The sequence below is a fragment of the Methylobacterium sp. ARG-1 genome (assembly GCF_001262595.1).
Taxonomy (GTDB): Bacteria; Pseudomonadota; Alphaproteobacteria; order Rhizobiales; family Beijerinckiaceae; genus Methylobacterium; species Methylobacterium brachiatum.
On record NZ_LHCD01000051.1, the window covers coordinates 13,265 to 29,310 of the forward strand.

Below are 16,046 nucleotides of genomic sequence, written 5' to 3' on the forward strand. Positions count from 1 at the left end.
GCCCTCACGCCGCCGCGCGCAACGCATGGTCGGCCTGGGTCTGGATCTCGATGAACACCCGGGTCACGTCCGGGTTGCGCTGCTTCACCGCCCGATCAAGGCGGGTCACCAGGCTCTCGACCTCGCCAGCACTCAGGTCGTCGGCCATGTCGATGCTGACATTCACCAGGATGTCGGAGGGCCCGAGATGCTGGGTCAGGACCTCGTTGAGATGGAGCACGCCGGGTTCGGCGCGCACGAGGTCCGAGATCGCCGCAACCACGGCGGGGTCGGCGGCCTCGCCGATCAGCAGGCCGTGGGTCTCGATCATCAGGAACACCGCCATGCCGACCAGCACGAGGCCGATCCCCACCGAGGCCCAGCCGTCGAGGCTCGGCCTCTCCAGCCAATGGGCCAGGACCACGCCCGCGAAGGCGATCAGCAGGCCGATCAGCGCCGCGGTGTCCTCGGCGAGGATCGTGAACAGGGTCGGATCCTTGCTGCGGCGGATCGCCCGCATCGCCGAGCTCTTGCCCTTTTCGGCCCAGAACTGGCGCATCGCCACGATCCAGGACACGCCCTCGGCCACGATGGCGAAGCCCAGGATCGCGACGTTCACCCAGATCCCCGGCACGGTGTAGCCGAAAAGGTGGGCGTCCGCGTCCGGCGAGGGGTGGCGGACCCGCTCGATGCCCTCGTAGACCGCGAACAGGCCGCCGCCCAAAAAGATCATCAGCGCGACCACGAAGGCGTAGAAGTAGATCTCGCGCCCGTAGCCGAACGGGTGGCGGGCATCGGCCGGCTTCTTGGCCCGCTTCATCCCCAGGAGCAGCAGCACCTGATTGGCGGTATCCACCACCGAGTGCACGCCCTCGGCGAGCATTGCGGTGGAGCCGGTCAGCGCCCCGCCGACGAACTTCGCCGCCGCGATGGCGAGGTTCGCCCCCGCCGCCGCATAGATCGCCCCCGTGCTCTCGTGCGCCATCCCGGCCTCCCTGCTGCCGCCACCCAAGCGTTGCCGTGCGGTGTCGGTTCCCGTGTGGACGCGCGGGGGTGCCCCGTGCAAGCTGAGACGAGTCAGGAAAACCCGGAGGACGCATGGCCGACGCGCAGTACGACCCCGACAACATCTTCGCCAAGATCCTGCGGGGCGAGATCCCGTGCCACCGCGTCTACGAGGATGCCGACACCCTGGCCTTCATGGACGTGATGCCCCAGGGCGAGGGCCATACCCTGGTGATCCCGAAGGCGCCCGCCCGCGGCCTGCTCGATGCCGACCCGGCCTCCCTGGCGGCCCTGATCGTGAGCGTGCAGAAGGTCGCCCGGGCCGTGAAGACGGCGTTCCAGGCCGAGGGGCTCACCCTGTTCCAGTTCAACGAGCCGGCGGGCGGGCAGACCGTGTTCCACCTGCACGTCCACATCATACCTCGGCGCGAGGGCGTGCCGCTGAAGCGCCACGAAGGCGGGATGGCCGACAACGCCTTGCTGGCCGACCACGCGGCGCGGATCCGGGCGGCACTCGAAGCGCAGTAACGCGGGGGGCGGCTTCATCGGGGCTCCGCGTCCCCGAGACCCCCCAAAGGGCTTGGCCCTCGGGGACGCGATTTCGGGATACTCAGGCCGCGCTCGGCTGGGCCATGCCGCCCAGGAGCCGGCGCAAGGCGGCGTTCTCGGCCTCCAACTCGGCGATGCGCTGCCGTAGGGCGGGTTCGGTCGCGGCCGGATCGGGGCTCGCCGGGCCGGCGCCGGCGGAGTCCGAGAAGGTGACGCCGATGCCGTCCTCCCGGCGCCAGCACAGGGTCGACCGGTAGGTCCGGTCCTTCTGTGGGATGTAGAGGTCGAACACCTGCGGAAGGGTCGTGGCGTCGCTCAGGACCAGGCGGGCGCCCGAGACCGAGAGGTCGCGCACCAGGCAGTCGAAGCTCGACGAGCCGTTGTTGAAGACGATGCGGCCCTTGAGGAACACCCTCTGGCGCGTCTCTTTGCGATGATCCGTCATGCGGATCAGTCTGCCCGCCAGCTCTTAAGAATTCCTGGCGCCAATACGGTGACCGTCCCTATTCACAGGGATCAGGCGATGAAACGCCGGTCCATCGTCTGGAACAGGTAGAAGCCGTTGAAGCGCACCGCGGTGTCGGCGGCCCGGTCGTCAAAATCCAGGGGCTGCCGGCTGTCGCCGTCGAGCTTGCCCCCGAAGGTCCAGCGGCCGGCGCCGATGAAGGGCGGGACGGTGCTGGCCTCCGGCACCGCGCAGCAGAGGCCTTCGACGGCCTTGAGCTGGAACAGGTTGTAGCTTCGCATCGGAGTCCCTCCGCTTGGCCGCCCCGCCGTCGAACCCGTCCAATACCAGATCTGGTACTGGGCAGATTCGCCTTGACCGTGCTCATAATGGCACAATCGGTCGAGTTTGTGACGGTCAAGTTTCAGGCACGTTTCGGGTCAGCTCCTCGATCCAGATCCGCGCCGAGCCGTCCGACGGCGCGCGCCAGTCGCCGCGGGGCGACAGCGAGCCCCCGGCCGAGACCTTCGGTCCGTTGGGCAGCGCCGAGCGCTTGAACTGGCTGAACCCGAAGAATCGGTTGAGGAACACTCCGAGCCAGCGTCGGATCTCGGGCAGGTCGTAGGCGACCCGCTTGGTCTCCGGGAAGTCCGGCGCCCAGTGGCCGCGCGCCTTGTCGCCCCATGCATGCAGCGCCAGGAAGGCGATCTTGGAGGGCCTGAACCCGTAGCGCAGCGTGTAGAACAGGTTGAAATCCTGCAGCGCGTAGGGGCCGATCGTGGCCTCGGTGCTCTGCGGGCTGTCGTCCTGGTCCACCGGCACCAGCTCAGGGGAGATCTCGGTGTCGAGGATCGCCTGCAGCGTGTGGCTCGCCTCAGGCCCGACCTCCCGGTTGCTGATCACCCAGCGGATCAGGTGCTGGATCAGGGTCTTGGGCACGCCGGTATTGACCGCGTAGTGGCTCATCTGGTCGCCGACGCCGTAGGTGCACCAGCCGAGCGCCAGCTCCGAGAGGTCGCCGGTGCCGATCACCAGCCCGCCCGCCTGGTTGGCCAGGCGGAACAGGTAGTCGGTGCGCAGGCCAGCCTGGACGTTCTCGAAGGTCACGTCGTAGACCGCCTCGCCCCGCGCGAAAGGGTGGCCCATATCGGCGAGCATCTGCTTGGCCGCCGGGCGGATATCGATCTCGGCGGCGGTGCAGCCGAGCGCCTTCATCAGCGCGTGGGCGTTGGTCTTGGTCGCGTTCGAGGTGGCGAAGCCCGGCAGCGTGTAGGCCAGGATGTCCGAGCGCGGGTAGCCCAGCCGGTCGAACGCCTTGGCGATCACGATCAGCGCATGGGTCGAATCGAGGCCGCCGGAGACGCCGATCACCGCCTTGCGGGTGCCCGTGGCCTCGAGCCGCTGGGCGAGGCCAGCCACCTGGATGTTGTAGGCCTCGTAGCAATCCTGGGCGAGGCGGGACGGGTCGGCCGGCACGAACGGGAAGCGCTCGATCCGCCGGATCAGCCCGAGATCGCCCGCGGGCGGGTCGAGCCGGAAGCCGACCCGCCGGTAGGGGAGGGCGCTGCCACGCGTGTTGTCGTCGAAGCTGCCGGCCTGGAGCCGGTCCTGGGCGATCAGGTCGAGGTCGATATCGGCCAGCGTCGCCAGCGGGCCAGTCGGGAAGCGCTGACCCTCGGCCAGCCGCACGCCCAGCTCGTCGATGCTGGTCTGCCCGTCCCAGGACAGGTCGGTGGTCGATTCACCCTGGCCGGCGGCGGCGTAGACGTAGGCGCAGGCGCCCCGCATCGCGGCCGCCCGGGAGAGCAGCGCCCGCGACTCGGCCCGGCCGACCGTGATCGGGCTGCCCGAGAGGTTGGCGAGCACCGTGGCGCCGGCGAGCGCCGCCCGCATGCCGGGCGATTCCGGAACCCAGAGGTCCTCGCAGATCTCGACCCCGACCACGAAACCGGGCAGGTCCTCGGCGGGAAACAGCAGGTCGGTGCCGAACGGCGCCTCGCATCCGGCGACCCGGATGGTCTCGCCCAGGATCCCGGCTCCGGAGGCGAAATGGCGCTTCTCGTAGAATTCCCGGTAGTTCGGCAGGAAGGTCTTTGGGACCACGCCGAGCAGCCGGCCGCCCTGGATCGCCAGGGCGCAATTGTAGACCCGGTGGCGCCAACGCAGGGGCGCCCCGACCAGCAGCAGCGGCCGCAAGGTCGCCGATTCGGCGATCACCCGGGCGGCGGCAGCCTCGACCGCGTCAAGCAAGGTCTGCTGGAGCAGCAGGTCCTCGATCGCGTAGGCCGAGAGCCCGAGTTCGGTGAAAACCGCCAGCGCCGCCCCGGCCTCGTGGCAGGTCCGGGCGAGGGCGAGCACCGTGTCGGCGTTGCGGGGGGGATCGCCCGGGTGGCTGCGCCCGGTGCAGGCCGCCACCCGGGCGAAGCCGTGACGGTACAGGGACCGGAAGCGCGCCTTGAGGTCGGCGGAAGGCTCGGAATTGGGCTGGGTCACGGGCGCCTGTCCGGGTGAGGGGTGGCTGCCGGTATCATATGGTGCGCGACGGGGCTCCGGCGACGCATACCCGTCCACCGTCATTACGGGCGCAGCGAAGCAACCCGGGGATCCGCCACCTGCGGGACGCGCGCGCTGCTCTGGCTCGCTTCGCGCGGCTCGCAAAGACAGTCTCGGATGGCCGTCCCATGCACCTCGGGAACAGGCCGAAAATCCCAACGTGGTTTCCGCTCGAGGGGCCGCGACAAGCCTCCGTTAACGACACTTGGCCTAACTCGGGGCAGCCCGCCGGCCACCGGCGGATCCCTGTTTCGAGTATCGTTCGAGAACCCATGCGCGCATCGGGACGGCCTCCGTACTCTCATCGTGATCCTGCCCGCCCGGTCCGCGGCGGCGACCGTTCGGGCCTGTCCCTCGGCGCCCTGGCGCACCGGCTGATGGCCTTGCGGGCGAGTCTCACCCGTCGCCTGTCCGGCTCCCCGGCGGGGCTGCCCGCCCGTCCGGCCTACGGCGCTCCCGGCCGCCGGGCGGAGCCGAGCTGGCTGACCGCGCCGGCCGCCATGGTCGGACGCGAGGGCTTCGAGCGCGGGCCGCGCGCCAGCGCCTCGGCGCCGCCCGAGCACGTCTGGCCGGACCAGGTGTTCGACGACCGGGCAAGCCTCGACGCCCTCGACGAGCCGCGCTTCGAGAGCCGGATCGACCGCAGCGCCTCGACCCCGGGCGTGCTGGTGCGCCAGCCCCGCCGGCCCGCCGCGATCGCCCCGGAGGGCGCGCCTCCAGCTGCCCCGGTCCAGACCCCTGCGCCGGCGGCGCGCTGGACCCGCACCCCCGATTCGGTCCTGCAGGAGCGCCGCCAGCGCGCCCTGGAGGCCGAGCGCGTCGCCCTGGAGCGCGCCCGCGCCGAGGCACAGGCGGCTGCGCTCGCCGTCGAGACCGAGCGGGCCGCCCGCGAGCAGGAGGCCCGGGAGCGGGCCGAGCGCGAGCAGGCCGAGCAGGCGCGGCTCGAGGCCATCGCGGCCATGCCGGCCGTCGCGATGCCCGAGGCCGTGCCGACCGAGATCGCGGAGGACGGGGAGGCGGTGCCATTGTGGCGCCAGCCCTTCGTGGCGCCCCCCGGCGTCCGCTACTTCCGCACTCCGGACCGCCGCCCGGTGCGGCCGAGCGTCGAGCTGGCCAACTCCACGGCGGCGATCGCCCAGGTTGCGGTCGCGGAGCCGGTCATGGCTGAGGCTCCGGTCCAGGCTCCGGCCGAGGCGCCCGCCCGCGACTGGTCCGACCTGCCGGATTGGTCCGAGGCGCAGCCCTGGTTCGACGGCAGCGACTGGAACGTGGGCGATTGGTCGTCCGTGGAGGCCTGGGCCGCGCTGGCGTCCCAGCCCGCCCATGCCGGCCTCGAGGCGGCGCTCGCCGTCGCACCGGTGATCGAGGCGGCCGACGCCGTCGCCGACCTGCCGTCGGTCGAGCCCGGCACTTCGCCGATGCAGGATGCCGCGAACCCGCAGCCGCCGCGCCCGGTCTACGTTCTCGACCGGCTCGTGCGGTTCGACCAGCCGCCGCGCCCCGCCGACGGGCAGGATAACGGCCAGACCAACGGCCAGCCTTCGGACCTTCAGGCCGACGAGAGTGCCGCGATCCGCGACGCCTTCCTGCCGGCCAAGCCCGCCCTGGCGCTGGTCTTCGGCCCCGGCAGCGCCGCGACCGAGCCGCCGGCCGCCGCGACGCCGTCTGCCGTGGCGCCCCGCCGCGCCCCCGCACTCTGCGCCATGGCCGCCCGGGCGGCGATCCGCGCCGCCGGCCAGCCGAGCCTGCCCGCGCCGGTGGTCCCGACCTCGGCCGCGCTGGAGCCCGAACCCGCGCTTCAGCTAGAGACGGCTGCCCCGATGGCAGCCGACGGTGCTCGGTCCGCCTCTGAGGCCGACCGGGTGGTGATCCCGATGACCCCGCGCACGGTCCTGCTGCGCGGCAAGCTGGCGCCGCAGCCCGAGCCCGCTCCGGCGGGGCCCGAGCCCGTGCAGGACGAGCCGGCCTTCGAGGAGCCCGTCCTCGCGGCGGCCCCCGCGCCGGAGCTGGTCGAGGCACCCGCCGCCCAGCCGGTCGAGACCCCTCCCGCTCCTGCCCTGCCGATGGTCGCCCCCCGGGCGCACCTGATCCCGGCTGGCCGCCATCTGGAGATCGCCAGCGTCGAGAACGCCGATTACGAGCTGCCCTCGCTCAGCCTGCTCGCCCTGCCGGACGAGAACGGCGCCGAGGAGGTCGATGCCGACGTGCTGGAGCAGAACGCCCTCAACCTCCAGCAGACGGTGCAGGATTTCGGCGTGCGCGGCGACATCCTGGCGGTGCGCCCCGGCCCGGTCGTGACCCTCTACGAGCTCGAGCCCGCACCCGGCACCAAGTCGAGCCGCGTCATCGGCCTGTCGGACGACATCGCCCGCTCGATGTCGGCGGTCTCGGCTCGCGTGGCGGTCGTCCCCGGCCGCAACGTCATCGGCATCGAATTGCCGAACGAGACCCGCGAGACGGTCTATCTCCGGGAACTGCTTTCGGCGCCTGACTTCTACGAGAGCAAGCACAAGCTCGCTTTGTGCCTGGGCAAGAATATCGGCGGCGAGCCGATCATCGCCGACCTCGCCCGGATGCCGCACCTCTTGGTGGCCGGCACCACCGGCTCGGGCAAGTCCGTGGCGATCAACACGATGATCCTGTCGCTGCTCTATCGGCTGAAGCCGGAAGAGTGCCGCCTGATCATGGTCGATCCCAAGATGCTGGAACTGTCCGTCTATGACGGCATCCCGCACCTGCTCTCCCCCGTCGTCATCGACCCCAAGAAGGCGGTGATCGCCCTCAAATGGGCCGTGCGCGAGATGGAGGAGCGCTACAAGAAGATGTCCAAGATCGCGGTCCGAAACATCGACGGCTACAACGCCCGGATGAAGGAGGCCCGCGAGCGCGGCGAGGTCATCACCCGCACGGTCCAGACCGGGTTCAACCGCGAGACCGGCGAGGCGGTGTTCGAGCAGGAGGCGATGGACCTCTCGGCGCTCCCCTACATCGTGATCGTGGTCGACGAGATGGCCGACCTGATGATGGTGGCGGGCAAGGACATCGAGGGTGCGATCCAGCGTCTGGCCCAGATGGCGCGTGCGGCGGGCATCCACCTGATCATGGCCACGCAACGCCCGTCGGTGGACGTGATCACCGGCACGATCAAGGCGAACTTCCCGACCCGGATCTCCTTCCAGGTGACCAGCAAGATTGATTCGCGCACGATCCTGGGCGAGATGGGCGCCGAGCAGCTGCTCGGTCAGGGCGACATGCTGTTCATGGCCGGCGGCGGGCGCACGACCCGCGTGCACGGGCCGTTCTGCTCGGACAGCGAGGTCGAGAGCGTGGTCGCCCACCTCAAGCGCCAGGGCCGCCCCTCCTACCTCGACGCCGTCACCGCCGACGATTCGCCGGAGGAGCCGGTCAAGGAGGGCAAGTCCGGGCGCGGCTCGAAGGCCGAGAAGGTCGAGCGCTCGGAGGAGCCCGACGAGGAGGCCCCGGTCTTCGATATCGGCGCCTTCGCGGCGGCGACCGGCGGGGAGTCGGACGACCTGTACAAGCAGGCGATCGAGGTGGTGCTGCGCGACCAGAAGGCGTCCACCAGCTACATCCAGCGCCGCCTCCAGATCGGCTACAACCGCGCCGCCTCGATCATGGAGCGGATGGAGATCGAGGGCATCGTCGGCCCGGCCAACCACGCCGGCAAACGCGACATCCTGGTCGCCGGGGCGCCGCACGCCTCGAGCGGGATGTACGACGACGAGTGAGGCCGCTGCCGGGCCGCGATCCGAGGGGCGCGGCCCGGCGCGTCGCATCTTCGCCACAGGGCGGGGCTTTAAGCCCCGTCCGTTCCCATGTCTGCCGGATCGCCCGCCCGGGCGCCCAGGAGGTTCTGCCGATGATCGGCCGCCGCACCCGCACAGCCGGCTCCCTGATCGCCGCCGGGCTGTGGCTCGCCCCCGCCGCCCCGGCGCAGGCGCAGGTCGGCGCATTCATCGACAGCCTGTTCGGCCGCAAGGAGGAGGCGGCCCCGGAGCCGGATTCCACCCCCGCGGCACCCGCGCCGGCGCCGAAGAAGCCGGCGTCCAAGCCCGCCAAGGATTCGGCTGCGAAGGACGCGCCGAAGACCGGCACCCCCAAGCCGGGCACCAAGACGTCCGACAAGGCCGACCACAAGGCGACCGAGCCCAAGGTCGCCGCCGTGGGCGGCCCTGCGGCGCTGGCCCCGTCCGAGCCGGCCGACGCCGCGACGGTGCTCGCGCAGGCCAATGCGTATTTCAACGGCATGAACACCCTGACGGGCAACTTCATGCAGATCGGCGCGGACGGGCGCCGGATCGGTGGCAAGCTGACGCTCGCCAAGCCCGGCCGCCTGCGCTTCGACTACGACCAGCCCTCGCCGCTAGAGGTGGTGGCCGACGGCACTTCCGTGGCGGTGCGCGACCGCAAGCTCGCCACCCAGGACCTCTACTTCATCGCCCAGACGCCGCTGAAATTCCTGCTGCGCGAGAAGATCGATCTCGCCCGCGACCTGACGGTCACCGACGTGACCAACGATCCGGGCGGCGTGCGGATCAGCCTGGAGGATCGGGCGACGCTCGGCGGGACCTCGAAGATCCAGCTGTTCTTCGATGCCGAGATGAAGACCCTGTCGCAGTGGCGGATCACCGACCCGCAGGGCTACATCACGACGGTCCAGCTCTCCAACCTGCAGAAACCCAAGAGCGTCGATGCGGGCCTGTTCTTCATCAATTACGGGCGCGCCGAGGACAAGGCGATGCAGCAGCAGATCCAGCAATCGCAGCCCAACTGATCGATCGGCGGGGGCGTATCTCGACGGACCTTGCGATGTCCACAGACTGCCTCCCGCAAGGCGCGACGCGCGCTCCTCCCCCTTGTGGGGAGGAGTTGGAGGTGGGGGTGGTTCCGAAAGAGGCTCAGCGGTCAATTCTGCACCACCCCCACCCCTGACCCCTCCCCACAGGGGAAGGGAAAAGCGCAGCGCGGGCCGCCGAGCCCCTTTCTATCAATTCGCTAGCCGCCAGCCCCAACCCGAGACCCCACCCGTGCGCCTGTCCGTCACCTCCTGGAACATCAACTCGGTGCGGCTGCGCATCGACCTGGTCCTGCGCTTTCTGGCCGAGCACAAGCCGGACGTGCTCTGCCTCCAGGAGACCAAGTGCCCGGACGACGCCTTCCCGCTCAAAGCCCTGCGCGGCTCGGGCTATGAGAACGTCATGTTCGCCGGCCAGAAGGGCTATAACGGCGTCGCGATCCTGTCGCGCTTCCCCCTGCACACCCGCGGCGTGATGGGCTTCTGCGAGAAGCCGGACGCCCGCCACATCTCGGCTGTTCTCGGGCCGGAGGCGGGGGCCGCCGCCGGCATCGTGCTGCACGATTTCTACGTCCCGGCCGGCGGCGACGTGCCCGACCGCGACCTCAACCCGAAATTCGCCCACAAGCTCGATTTCCTGGCGGAGCTGCGCGCCTGGGGCGGCAAGCGCGTCTCCGGCCCGGCGATCCTGGTGGGGGACCTCAACGTCGCGCCGCTCGAGCACGATGTCTGGTCGCACAAGCAGCTCCTCGACGTGGTGAGCCACACCCCCGTGGAGACCGAGGCCCTGGAACTGCTGCGTGGGGAGGCTGGCTGGATCGACACGGCCCGCCACCTCACCCCGGAGCCCGAGAAGATCTACACGTGGTGGAGCTACCGCTCGCCGGACTGGTCGGCCGCCAACAAGGGCCGGCGCCTGGACCATGCCTGGGTCTCGCCGGATCTCGCCGGCACGGTCCGCTCGGTGGACGTCCTGCGCGACGCCCGCGGCTGGGAGCGACCCTCGGACCATGTCCCGGTGACGCTCACCCTCGAGCTGTGAGGGTGGCGCGGAACTGCCGTGACCCTGACGCATTGCTGATTCACGAACCCGCGATGCGAGCCGGCCCGATGCGCAAGATCCTGATCGCCTTCCTTCTCCCCAAGGTCGTCTCCTTCTTGCGCCGACGCTACGGCGGCCCGCACGCCGCCCGCGACCGGGCCTTCTGAGACGCGCTTCAGCATCGGCGGCGTGTCTGTGACGGCCGGGCCCGGCACGCGGCCCAAACGCCCTTGGCCCGGTCCTGCAGGAAGCCGCCCCCGATGACCGACGATCCCCGCGAGGCCGGTCCCCGGCCTCCGTTTCCCGGCGACCAGCAGCAGGAACGGCCGGGCCTCACCTCCAAGATGACACCGCGGCCCGACCACGGTGAGGAAAGCTATGTGGGCAAGGGCCTGCTCGCCGGCCAGGTCGCGCTGATCACCGGCGGCGATTCCGGCATCGGCCGGGCGGTGGCGATCGCCTATGCCCGAGAGGGCGCCGACGTGGCGATCTCCTATCTCGACGTCGAGCAGGGGGATGCCGAAGACACCAAGGCCTGGGTCGAGAAGGCCGGCCGCCGCTGCCTGCTGCTGCCCGGTGACATCCGCGACGAGGCCCAGTGCCGGACGCTGGTGGACCGGACCATAGCCGCGTTCGAGCGGCTCGATATCCTGGTCAACAACGCCGCCGCCCAGGTCGTGAACGAGGGTCTCGAGGACCTGAAGGCCGCCGATATCGAGGGCTCGTTCCGGGCCAACGTCTTCGCGATGTACTACCTCGCCCAGGCCGCCGTGCCGCACATGAAGCCGGGCGGGGCGATCGTGAACTCGACCAGCGTCCAGGCCAAGGTCGCGGGCCCGAACATGCTGATCTACGCCGCCACCAAGGGCGCCATCGCGAGCCTCACGATCGGCCTGTCGAACCTGCTCGCCCCCAAGGGCATCCGGGTGAATTGCGTGGCGCCGGGCCCGGTCTGGACCCCGATCCAGCCGATCGTGAAGAGCCCCGAGGAGCTGGAAGAGCTCGGTGCCCAGACGCCCCTCGGCCGCGCCGGCCAGCCCGCCGAGCTCGCCCCGGCCTACGTGCTGCTCGCCTCGCGCGAGGGCAGCTTCATGTCGGGCGCCCTGGTGCCGGTCACCGGCGGCATGCCGATGCTGTGAGGCGCACGCCTCACTCCACGTAAACCCCCGCGCCCACCAGCGCGGGGGTGCCGTCCACGCTCGTCCCGCAGACGTAGCTCCATTTCACCTCCGGCGTGCTGCGCCGGGGCCGCGGGAACATGTAATCGACCCAGCCGGAGGCGGATTCCCGCACCACAGTGATGAAGTCCTTGTGGAACTGCTTGCCGGCCGCGTCGTGCTCCTCCAGCAGGTCTCGGCCCTCGCGGTTCGGATGGACGGCGTTGAACAGGACGACCCCGTGCAGGTCGACCACGAACAGGTAGACGTCGCCGTAGCGCCAGGGCGAGTTCTTCCGCCGGAACGCCGTGAAGGCTGTTCCGCCCTCGCTCTCGATCAGGTCGGCGGCCTTGTTGACCAGGGTCTCGATCTCGTCCGCCTGATGAACCGGCGCGCGCTGATCCCGCCCGGCCACCGGCCTCGTCGGCAGGAGCATGATCAGGACCAGGATCGGCAGGCACCAGATCACGATGCGCTTGGGCATGGTCGCGCCCCTGATCGTCCATTCCTCTCGGGCCGCCGGCGCTGCAGGGTCGGGCCCGCGGCGGCGTCGCGCGCCCGGCCCAATCACCGGCGAATCAGCCGGCGCGGCGCCGGAAGACGCGGCGCTCGCTCGCCGGTCTCGGGGCGAGCCACCAGAAGAGCCGCGGCTGGCCGGGCATGACCGGCGCCGGCAGCGCGTCTGGTTCGGCCTCCTCGCTGGTCCGGTGGGTCTCGATGATGCGCTTCAACCGCTTCATCGCGGCGATGTACATGCAGGCGCGCAATCGCCGGGCCTCGCTCGACCGGACCCCTTCGAGGTCGTTCAGGATCGCTTCCGCGTTTCGGATATGTTGCTCGGCTTCGGTGATGTAATCGGCGATCGCACAAGGATCTGACATCTTCCGGCTCCCGGATTCGATCGAGACAGCGACGCTGTCACGCTCCGAAATCTGGCGCACACGAACCGCCCCGCGGGGTGGGCGCGCCACCGACACGTTCCCGAGATCAAGGACCCGTCCGACCCCCGGGTTGGTCCCGGTGTTGTCAGTCTCGTGATCGAACGGCTCAGCCGTTGATCAATGCTCAAGCGATCCGGGTCTTGTCGCCGCCGGAAAGCCACATCCGCCAGGGGGGGTATATGATGCGATGTGCAGTAAATCCACAACACATGCTGAGGTCAATCAAAAATTCTCAATATTCGGCAGTGTCGTTGAGCTGTCTATCGCACTGGACCGCCTTGCTGCACGGTGTAGCAGGCGCTTGCCTGATTCTGGCCGGCTCCTCTCCAGCCCGCCCCCGTCATCCTGAGGTGCCCAGCGATCGAAGATCGGTAGGCCTTGAAGGAGCTCACCACGGAGCGCGCGGCTGGATCGAAGGCTGTGAAGGTCGGCTGACGCAGGAACATCAAAGGCTTTGAATTTTTCGATCCCTCAACGCGCGACGGACCAGCCCGCGCACGTTAGGGGGTTCGCCCTGAATGATCGCTCTGCGCTTCGTCCGTCGCGAGACTTGGCAAGGCCTCCGGTTTGAGGCTGCGGCCGAAGACGGGACCCGCGCCGTTCGCTTCGACGGCACAACAGTGTCATGCCCCGGAGCATTGCCGCTGCAGCGACACGCACCCATCGAGCAGCCTACCGGTACGGCGTTGGTTTCGGTGGCACAGTCTCGCAATGACGCGTTCCGGGGGGATCGAACCCGCTGTGTGCCGGGGGGATTGTGCGCCGCGGATTCGATGCGACCGGCCCGTGCACGGCGAGGGATCCCAGATAGCCGGTGAGGCCGTAGCCGACCGTCGTCTGCTATCCGGTGGGCACGCTGCGAGCCAGCCGGGGGCTCCACATAAAAAAACCCGCCGCGGTGAGCGGCGGGTCTGAAGCGTCCCGGAAAACCCTAGAACGGGATATCGTCGTCCAGATCGTACCCGCCGCGAGCGCCGCCACCGCCGCCGGACGAAGCCGGGGCCGGCCGTCCGCCACCGCCGCCGCCCTGGGCGCGGCCGCCGCCGAAATCACCACCGCGGTCGCCGCCCCGGCCACCGCCCGAGTCGCCGCCGCGGCTAATCTGGCCACCGCCCTCGTCCTCGCCGGCGAAGTCGCCGCCGCCACCGCCGCGGCCGTCGAGGATCGTCATCTCGCCGCGGAAGCGCTGGAGCACCACCTCGGTGGTGTACTTCTCGACGCCGGAATTGTCGGTCCACTTCCGGGTCTGGAGCTGGCCCTCGATATAGACCTTCGAGCCCTTGCGCAGATACTGCTCGGCCACCCGGGCGAGGTTGTCGTTGTAGATCACGACCGAGTGCCACTCGGTCTTCTCCTTGCGCTCGCCGGTCGCCTTGTCCTTCCAGGACTCGGAGGTCGCCAGCCGCAGGTTGCAGACCGGATCGCCCGAGCCGAGGCGGCGCATCTCCGGGTCGCGCCCGAGATTGCCCACCAGGATCACCTTGTTGACGCTGCCCGCCATCGCTCTCTCCTCATCGTACGGATCTCACTGGGCCTTGGCCCGGCGGCCGGCGACTCATGCGCCCGGGCCGTCGGGGCGGCAACCTGCAGTGCGGGTTTGTGCCCGCTATCCGCACCTTGCCAAACGTGAATGTTCTATCTCTGTTCTGATTTCGCGGCAAGCGCCGTTCAGGCGATATGCACAACCAGCTTGCCGAAATTCCGGCCGTTGAGCAGGCCGATGAACGCCTCCGGGGCTTTCTCCAGGCCCTCGACCACGTCCTCCCGGTAGCGGACCTTGCCGGCCCGGATCCAGTCGCCGACCTCGCGCCGGAAGGTCTCGGCCTGGTCGGCGAAATCCCAGACGATGAAGCCTTGGATGTGCAGGCGGTTCGTCAGCACCGAGCGCATCAGGGCGGGCAGCCGGTCGGGGCCGGGGGGCGCCTCGGTGGCGTTGTAGGCCGAGACCAGGCCGCAGACCGGGATCCGGGCGAACGGGTTCAACAGGGGCATCACGGCGGCGAAAACCGCGCCGCCGACATTCTCGAAGTAGACGTCGACGCCCTTGGGGCAGGCCGCGGCCAGCGCCCCCGGCAGGTCGGGGCCGCGATGGTCGACCGCCGCGTCGAAGCCGAGCTCCTCCGTCAGGTAGCGGCACTTGTCCGGCCCGCCCGCGATCCCCACCGCCCGGGCGCCCTTCAGCTTGGCGATCTGCCCGACCAGCGACCCCACCGGCCCGGCGGCGGCGGCCACCACCACGGTCTCGCCGGGCTTGGGCTGGCCGATATTGAGCAGCCCGGTATAGGCGGTCATGCCCGGCATCCCGAGCACGCCGAGCGCGGTCGAGGGCGGGGCGGCCTCCGGATCGACCCGGCGGGTGCCCTTGCCGTCGGTGGCGAAATATTCCTGCCAGCCCGCGAAGGCCGTCCGCAATTCCCCGACCGGGATGTCCGGATTCTTCGACGCGACGACCTCGCCGACCACCTCGGCGGTGATCGGGTCGCCGATCTGGACCGGGGTCGCGTAGGATTTCGCGTCGCTCATCCGGCCGCGCATATACGGGTCGAGGGACAGCCAGCGCGTGCGCAGCAGGATCTGGCCGGGCCCGATCTCCGGCACCGGCACCTCCTCCAGGCGGAAGTTCTCCGGCTTCGGCTCCCCGTGCGGGCGCGATGCCAGGACGATGCGGCGGTTCACGGCATTCATGAAAGGCTCCCGGATGCTCTGCCTGCGACCCCCGATCTGGGGCGCGAGGCGGCGGCGGCCAATGGGGCGCCCCGCGCGTTGACCGGGATCGGCTTCAGGCGGAGGCGACATGCGCACCACCCTGATCGGCCTCGGATTGGCCGCCCTGACCCTCAGCGCCGCGATGGCCGGACCGCTCGATGCCTATCGCTGGCGGTCCCGGGTGCTGGTGCTGTCGGCCCCCGATCCGGCGGACGCCGACCTAAGGGCGCAGCGTGCGGCCCTGGGCCCGATGCGCGGTGGCGTGGCCGAGCGCGACCTCGTGGTGGTGGAGGCGATCGGGGATACGCCCGCGGCCCGGAGCCTGCGCGCGCACCTGTCCCTGCCGGCAGACGAATTCCGGGCGGTGCTGGTCGGCAAGGATGGGGGCGCCAAGCTCACCGCCGCGGCGCCGATCCCGCCCCAAAAACTGTTCGCCACGATCGATGCGATGCCGATGCGGCGCGGCGAGATCAAGGGCGCGCGATAGGGGGCGGAGCGCCCGGTTTCCGGGGATGGCAGGGCCTGCGGACACCAACGGTTAAGCCTACCGGCCTATCACCGAATGGTGTCGGCGGCCGTGTTTCGGCCGTCCGTTGAGGCCCGCCAGGACGCTCGAACGAGACGCTCGCATCGATGACCCGAGAACAAGTCGCCACCGCCATCCGCCGCGTCGTCAGCCTCCAGGTCGAGGATATCGAGCGCGCGGTCCGCGATGGCCACAAGACCATCGCGCTGAACGAGCTGGCGGATCTGAACCGCCAGCTCAAGGCCTTCGCGGCCGCGCTCAAGAAGGCCCCGGCCCGGATCTGATCCGGGCCGTCCTACCAGCGGGGCCCGCCCCAGCGGCGGGGCG

The 16,046-nt window shown here is 70.2% G+C and carries 15 protein-coding genes; 7 read left to right on the top strand and 8 right to left on the bottom strand.

The features are described 5' to 3' along the window. Positions 1-4: 4 nt before the first annotated feature. Positions 5-964 (bottom strand): cation diffusion facilitator family transporter, encoded by a 960-nt coding sequence (locus AKJ13_RS28140; protein WP_050736288.1) that lies wholly within the window; start codon positions 962-964, stop codon positions 5-7. Between the two features lie 113 nt (positions 965-1,077). On the opposite strand from AKJ13_RS28140, the gene AKJ13_RS28145 reads away from it, so the two are divergent. Beyond that, positions 1,078-1,512, top strand: coding sequence for an HIT family protein (locus AKJ13_RS28145; protein ID WP_050736289.1), 435 nt, complete (start codon positions 1,078-1,080; stop codon positions 1,510-1,512). An 82-nt stretch (positions 1,513-1,594) separates the two neighbouring features. Here the strand turns inward: AKJ13_RS28145 and AKJ13_RS28150 are convergent, their stop codons facing one another. The 3 genes from AKJ13_RS28150 to AKJ13_RS28160 form a co-directional block, all read right to left on the bottom strand. Continuing rightward, on the bottom strand, positions 1,595-1,978 hold the full coding sequence (locus tag AKJ13_RS28150) for a PilZ domain-containing protein (RefSeq protein WP_050736290.1): 384 nt from the start codon (positions 1,976-1,978) through the stop codon (positions 1,595-1,597). 71 nt (positions 1,979-2,049) lie between these two features. Then, complete coding sequence (locus AKJ13_RS28155) at positions 2,050-2,280, bottom strand: hypothetical protein (protein WP_007566540.1); 231 nt, start codon at positions 2,278-2,280, stop codon at positions 2,050-2,052. 115 nt (positions 2,281-2,395) lie between these two features. Continuing rightward, positions 2,396-4,471, bottom strand: coding sequence for an NAD(+) synthase (locus tag AKJ13_RS28160; RefSeq protein ID WP_050736291.1), 2,076 nt, complete (start codon positions 4,469-4,471; stop codon positions 2,396-2,398). Between the two features lie 437 nt (positions 4,472-4,908). On the opposite strand from AKJ13_RS28160, the gene AKJ13_RS28165 reads away from it, so the two are divergent. From AKJ13_RS28165 to AKJ13_RS28180, 4 genes are all read left to right on the top strand, one after another. Then, positions 4,909-8,280, top strand: coding sequence for a DNA translocase FtsK (locus AKJ13_RS28165; protein ID WP_064774682.1), 3,372 nt, complete (start codon positions 4,909-4,911; stop codon positions 8,278-8,280). A gap of 131 nt (positions 8,281-8,411) precedes the next feature. Then, positions 8,412-9,326, top strand: a complete 915-nt coding sequence (locus AKJ13_RS28170) for an outer-membrane lipoprotein carrier protein LolA (RefSeq protein WP_050736293.1) — start codon at positions 8,412-8,414, stop codon at positions 9,324-9,326. 253 nt (positions 9,327-9,579) lie between these two features. Continuing rightward, on the top strand, positions 9,580-10,389 hold the full coding sequence (gene xth / locus AKJ13_RS28175) for an exodeoxyribonuclease III (RefSeq protein WP_050736294.1): 810 nt from the start codon (positions 9,580-9,582) through the stop codon (positions 10,387-10,389). A 260-nt stretch (positions 10,390-10,649) separates the two neighbouring features. Then, on the top strand, positions 10,650-11,528 hold the full coding sequence (locus AKJ13_RS28180) for an SDR family oxidoreductase (RefSeq protein WP_050736295.1): 879 nt from the start codon (positions 10,650-10,652) through the stop codon (positions 11,526-11,528). Between the two features lie 10 nt (positions 11,529-11,538). On the opposite strand, the gene AKJ13_RS28185 is transcribed toward AKJ13_RS28180, so the two are convergent. From AKJ13_RS28185 to AKJ13_RS28200, 4 genes are all read right to left on the bottom strand, one after another. Further along, positions 11,539-12,030, bottom strand: a complete 492-nt coding sequence (locus AKJ13_RS28185; protein ID WP_050736296.1) for a cache domain-containing protein — start codon at positions 12,028-12,030, stop codon at positions 11,539-11,541. 94 nt (positions 12,031-12,124) lie between these two features. Next, entirely contained in the window at positions 12,125-12,523 is a 399-nt protein-coding gene (locus AKJ13_RS28190) for a hypothetical protein (protein WP_144426423.1), read from the bottom strand. A gap of 895 nt (positions 12,524-13,418) precedes the next feature. After that, a complete protein-coding gene (ssb, locus tag AKJ13_RS28195; RefSeq protein WP_007569385.1) occupies positions 13,419-13,988 on the bottom strand; it encodes a single-stranded DNA-binding protein in 570 nt (189 codons plus the stop codon). Between the two features lie 167 nt (positions 13,989-14,155). Then, entirely contained in the window at positions 14,156-15,172 is a 1,017-nt protein-coding gene (locus tag AKJ13_RS28200; protein ID WP_050736298.1) for an NADP-dependent oxidoreductase, read from the bottom strand. Positions 15,173-15,281: 109 nt separating this feature from the next. On the opposite strand from AKJ13_RS28200, the gene AKJ13_RS28205 reads away from it, so the two are divergent. Then, on the top strand, positions 15,282-15,680 hold the full coding sequence (locus AKJ13_RS28205; RefSeq protein ID WP_050736299.1) for a DUF4174 domain-containing protein: 399 nt from the start codon (positions 15,282-15,284) through the stop codon (positions 15,678-15,680). Positions 15,681-15,826: 146 nt separating this feature from the next. Further along, complete coding sequence (locus AKJ13_RS32395; protein ID WP_007569379.1) at positions 15,827-16,003, top strand: hypothetical protein; 177 nt, start codon at positions 15,827-15,829, stop codon at positions 16,001-16,003. Positions 16,004-16,046: the final 43 nt, after the last annotated feature.

Excerpts from the sequence above, each read along its gene's own strand:
- AKJ13_RS28140 (WP_050736288.1), bottom strand. The coding sequence starts at position 964 with ATGGCGCACGAGAGCACGGGGGCGATCTATGCGGCGGCGGGGGCGAAC.
- AKJ13_RS28145 (WP_050736289.1), top strand. The coding sequence starts at position 1,078 with ATGGCCGACGCGCAGTACGACCCCGACAACATCTTCGCCAAGATCCTG.
- AKJ13_RS28150 (WP_050736290.1), bottom strand. The coding sequence starts at position 1,978 with ATGACGGATCATCGCAAAGAGACGCGCCAGAGGGTGTTCCTCAAGGGC.
- AKJ13_RS28155 (WP_007566540.1), bottom strand. The coding sequence starts at position 2,280 with ATGCGAAGCTACAACCTGTTCCAGCTCAAGGCCGTCGAAGGCCTCTGC.
- AKJ13_RS28165 (WP_064774682.1), top strand. The coding sequence starts at position 4,909 with ATGGCCTTGCGGGCGAGTCTCACCCGTCGCCTGTCCGGCTCCCCGGCG.
- AKJ13_RS28170 (WP_050736293.1), top strand. The coding sequence starts at position 8,412 with ATGATCGGCCGCCGCACCCGCACAGCCGGCTCCCTGATCGCCGCCGGG.
- AKJ13_RS28180 (WP_050736295.1), top strand. The coding sequence starts at position 10,650 with ATGACCGACGATCCCCGCGAGGCCGGTCCCCGGCCTCCGTTTCCCGGC.
- AKJ13_RS28185 (WP_050736296.1), bottom strand. The coding sequence starts at position 12,030 with ATGCCCAAGCGCATCGTGATCTGGTGCCTGCCGATCCTGGTCCTGATC.
- ssb (WP_007569385.1), bottom strand. The coding sequence starts at position 13,988 with ATGGCGGGCAGCGTCAACAAGGTGATCCTGGTGGGCAATCTCGGGCGC.
- AKJ13_RS28200 (WP_050736298.1), bottom strand. The coding sequence starts at position 15,172 with ATGAATGCCGTGAACCGCCGCATCGTCCTGGCATCGCGCCCGCACGGG.
- AKJ13_RS28205 (WP_050736299.1), top strand. The coding sequence starts at position 15,282 with ATGCGCACCACCCTGATCGGCCTCGGATTGGCCGCCCTGACCCTCAGC.
- AKJ13_RS32395 (WP_007569379.1), top strand. The coding sequence starts at position 15,827 with ATGACCCGAGAACAAGTCGCCACCGCCATCCGCCGCGTCGTCAGCCTC.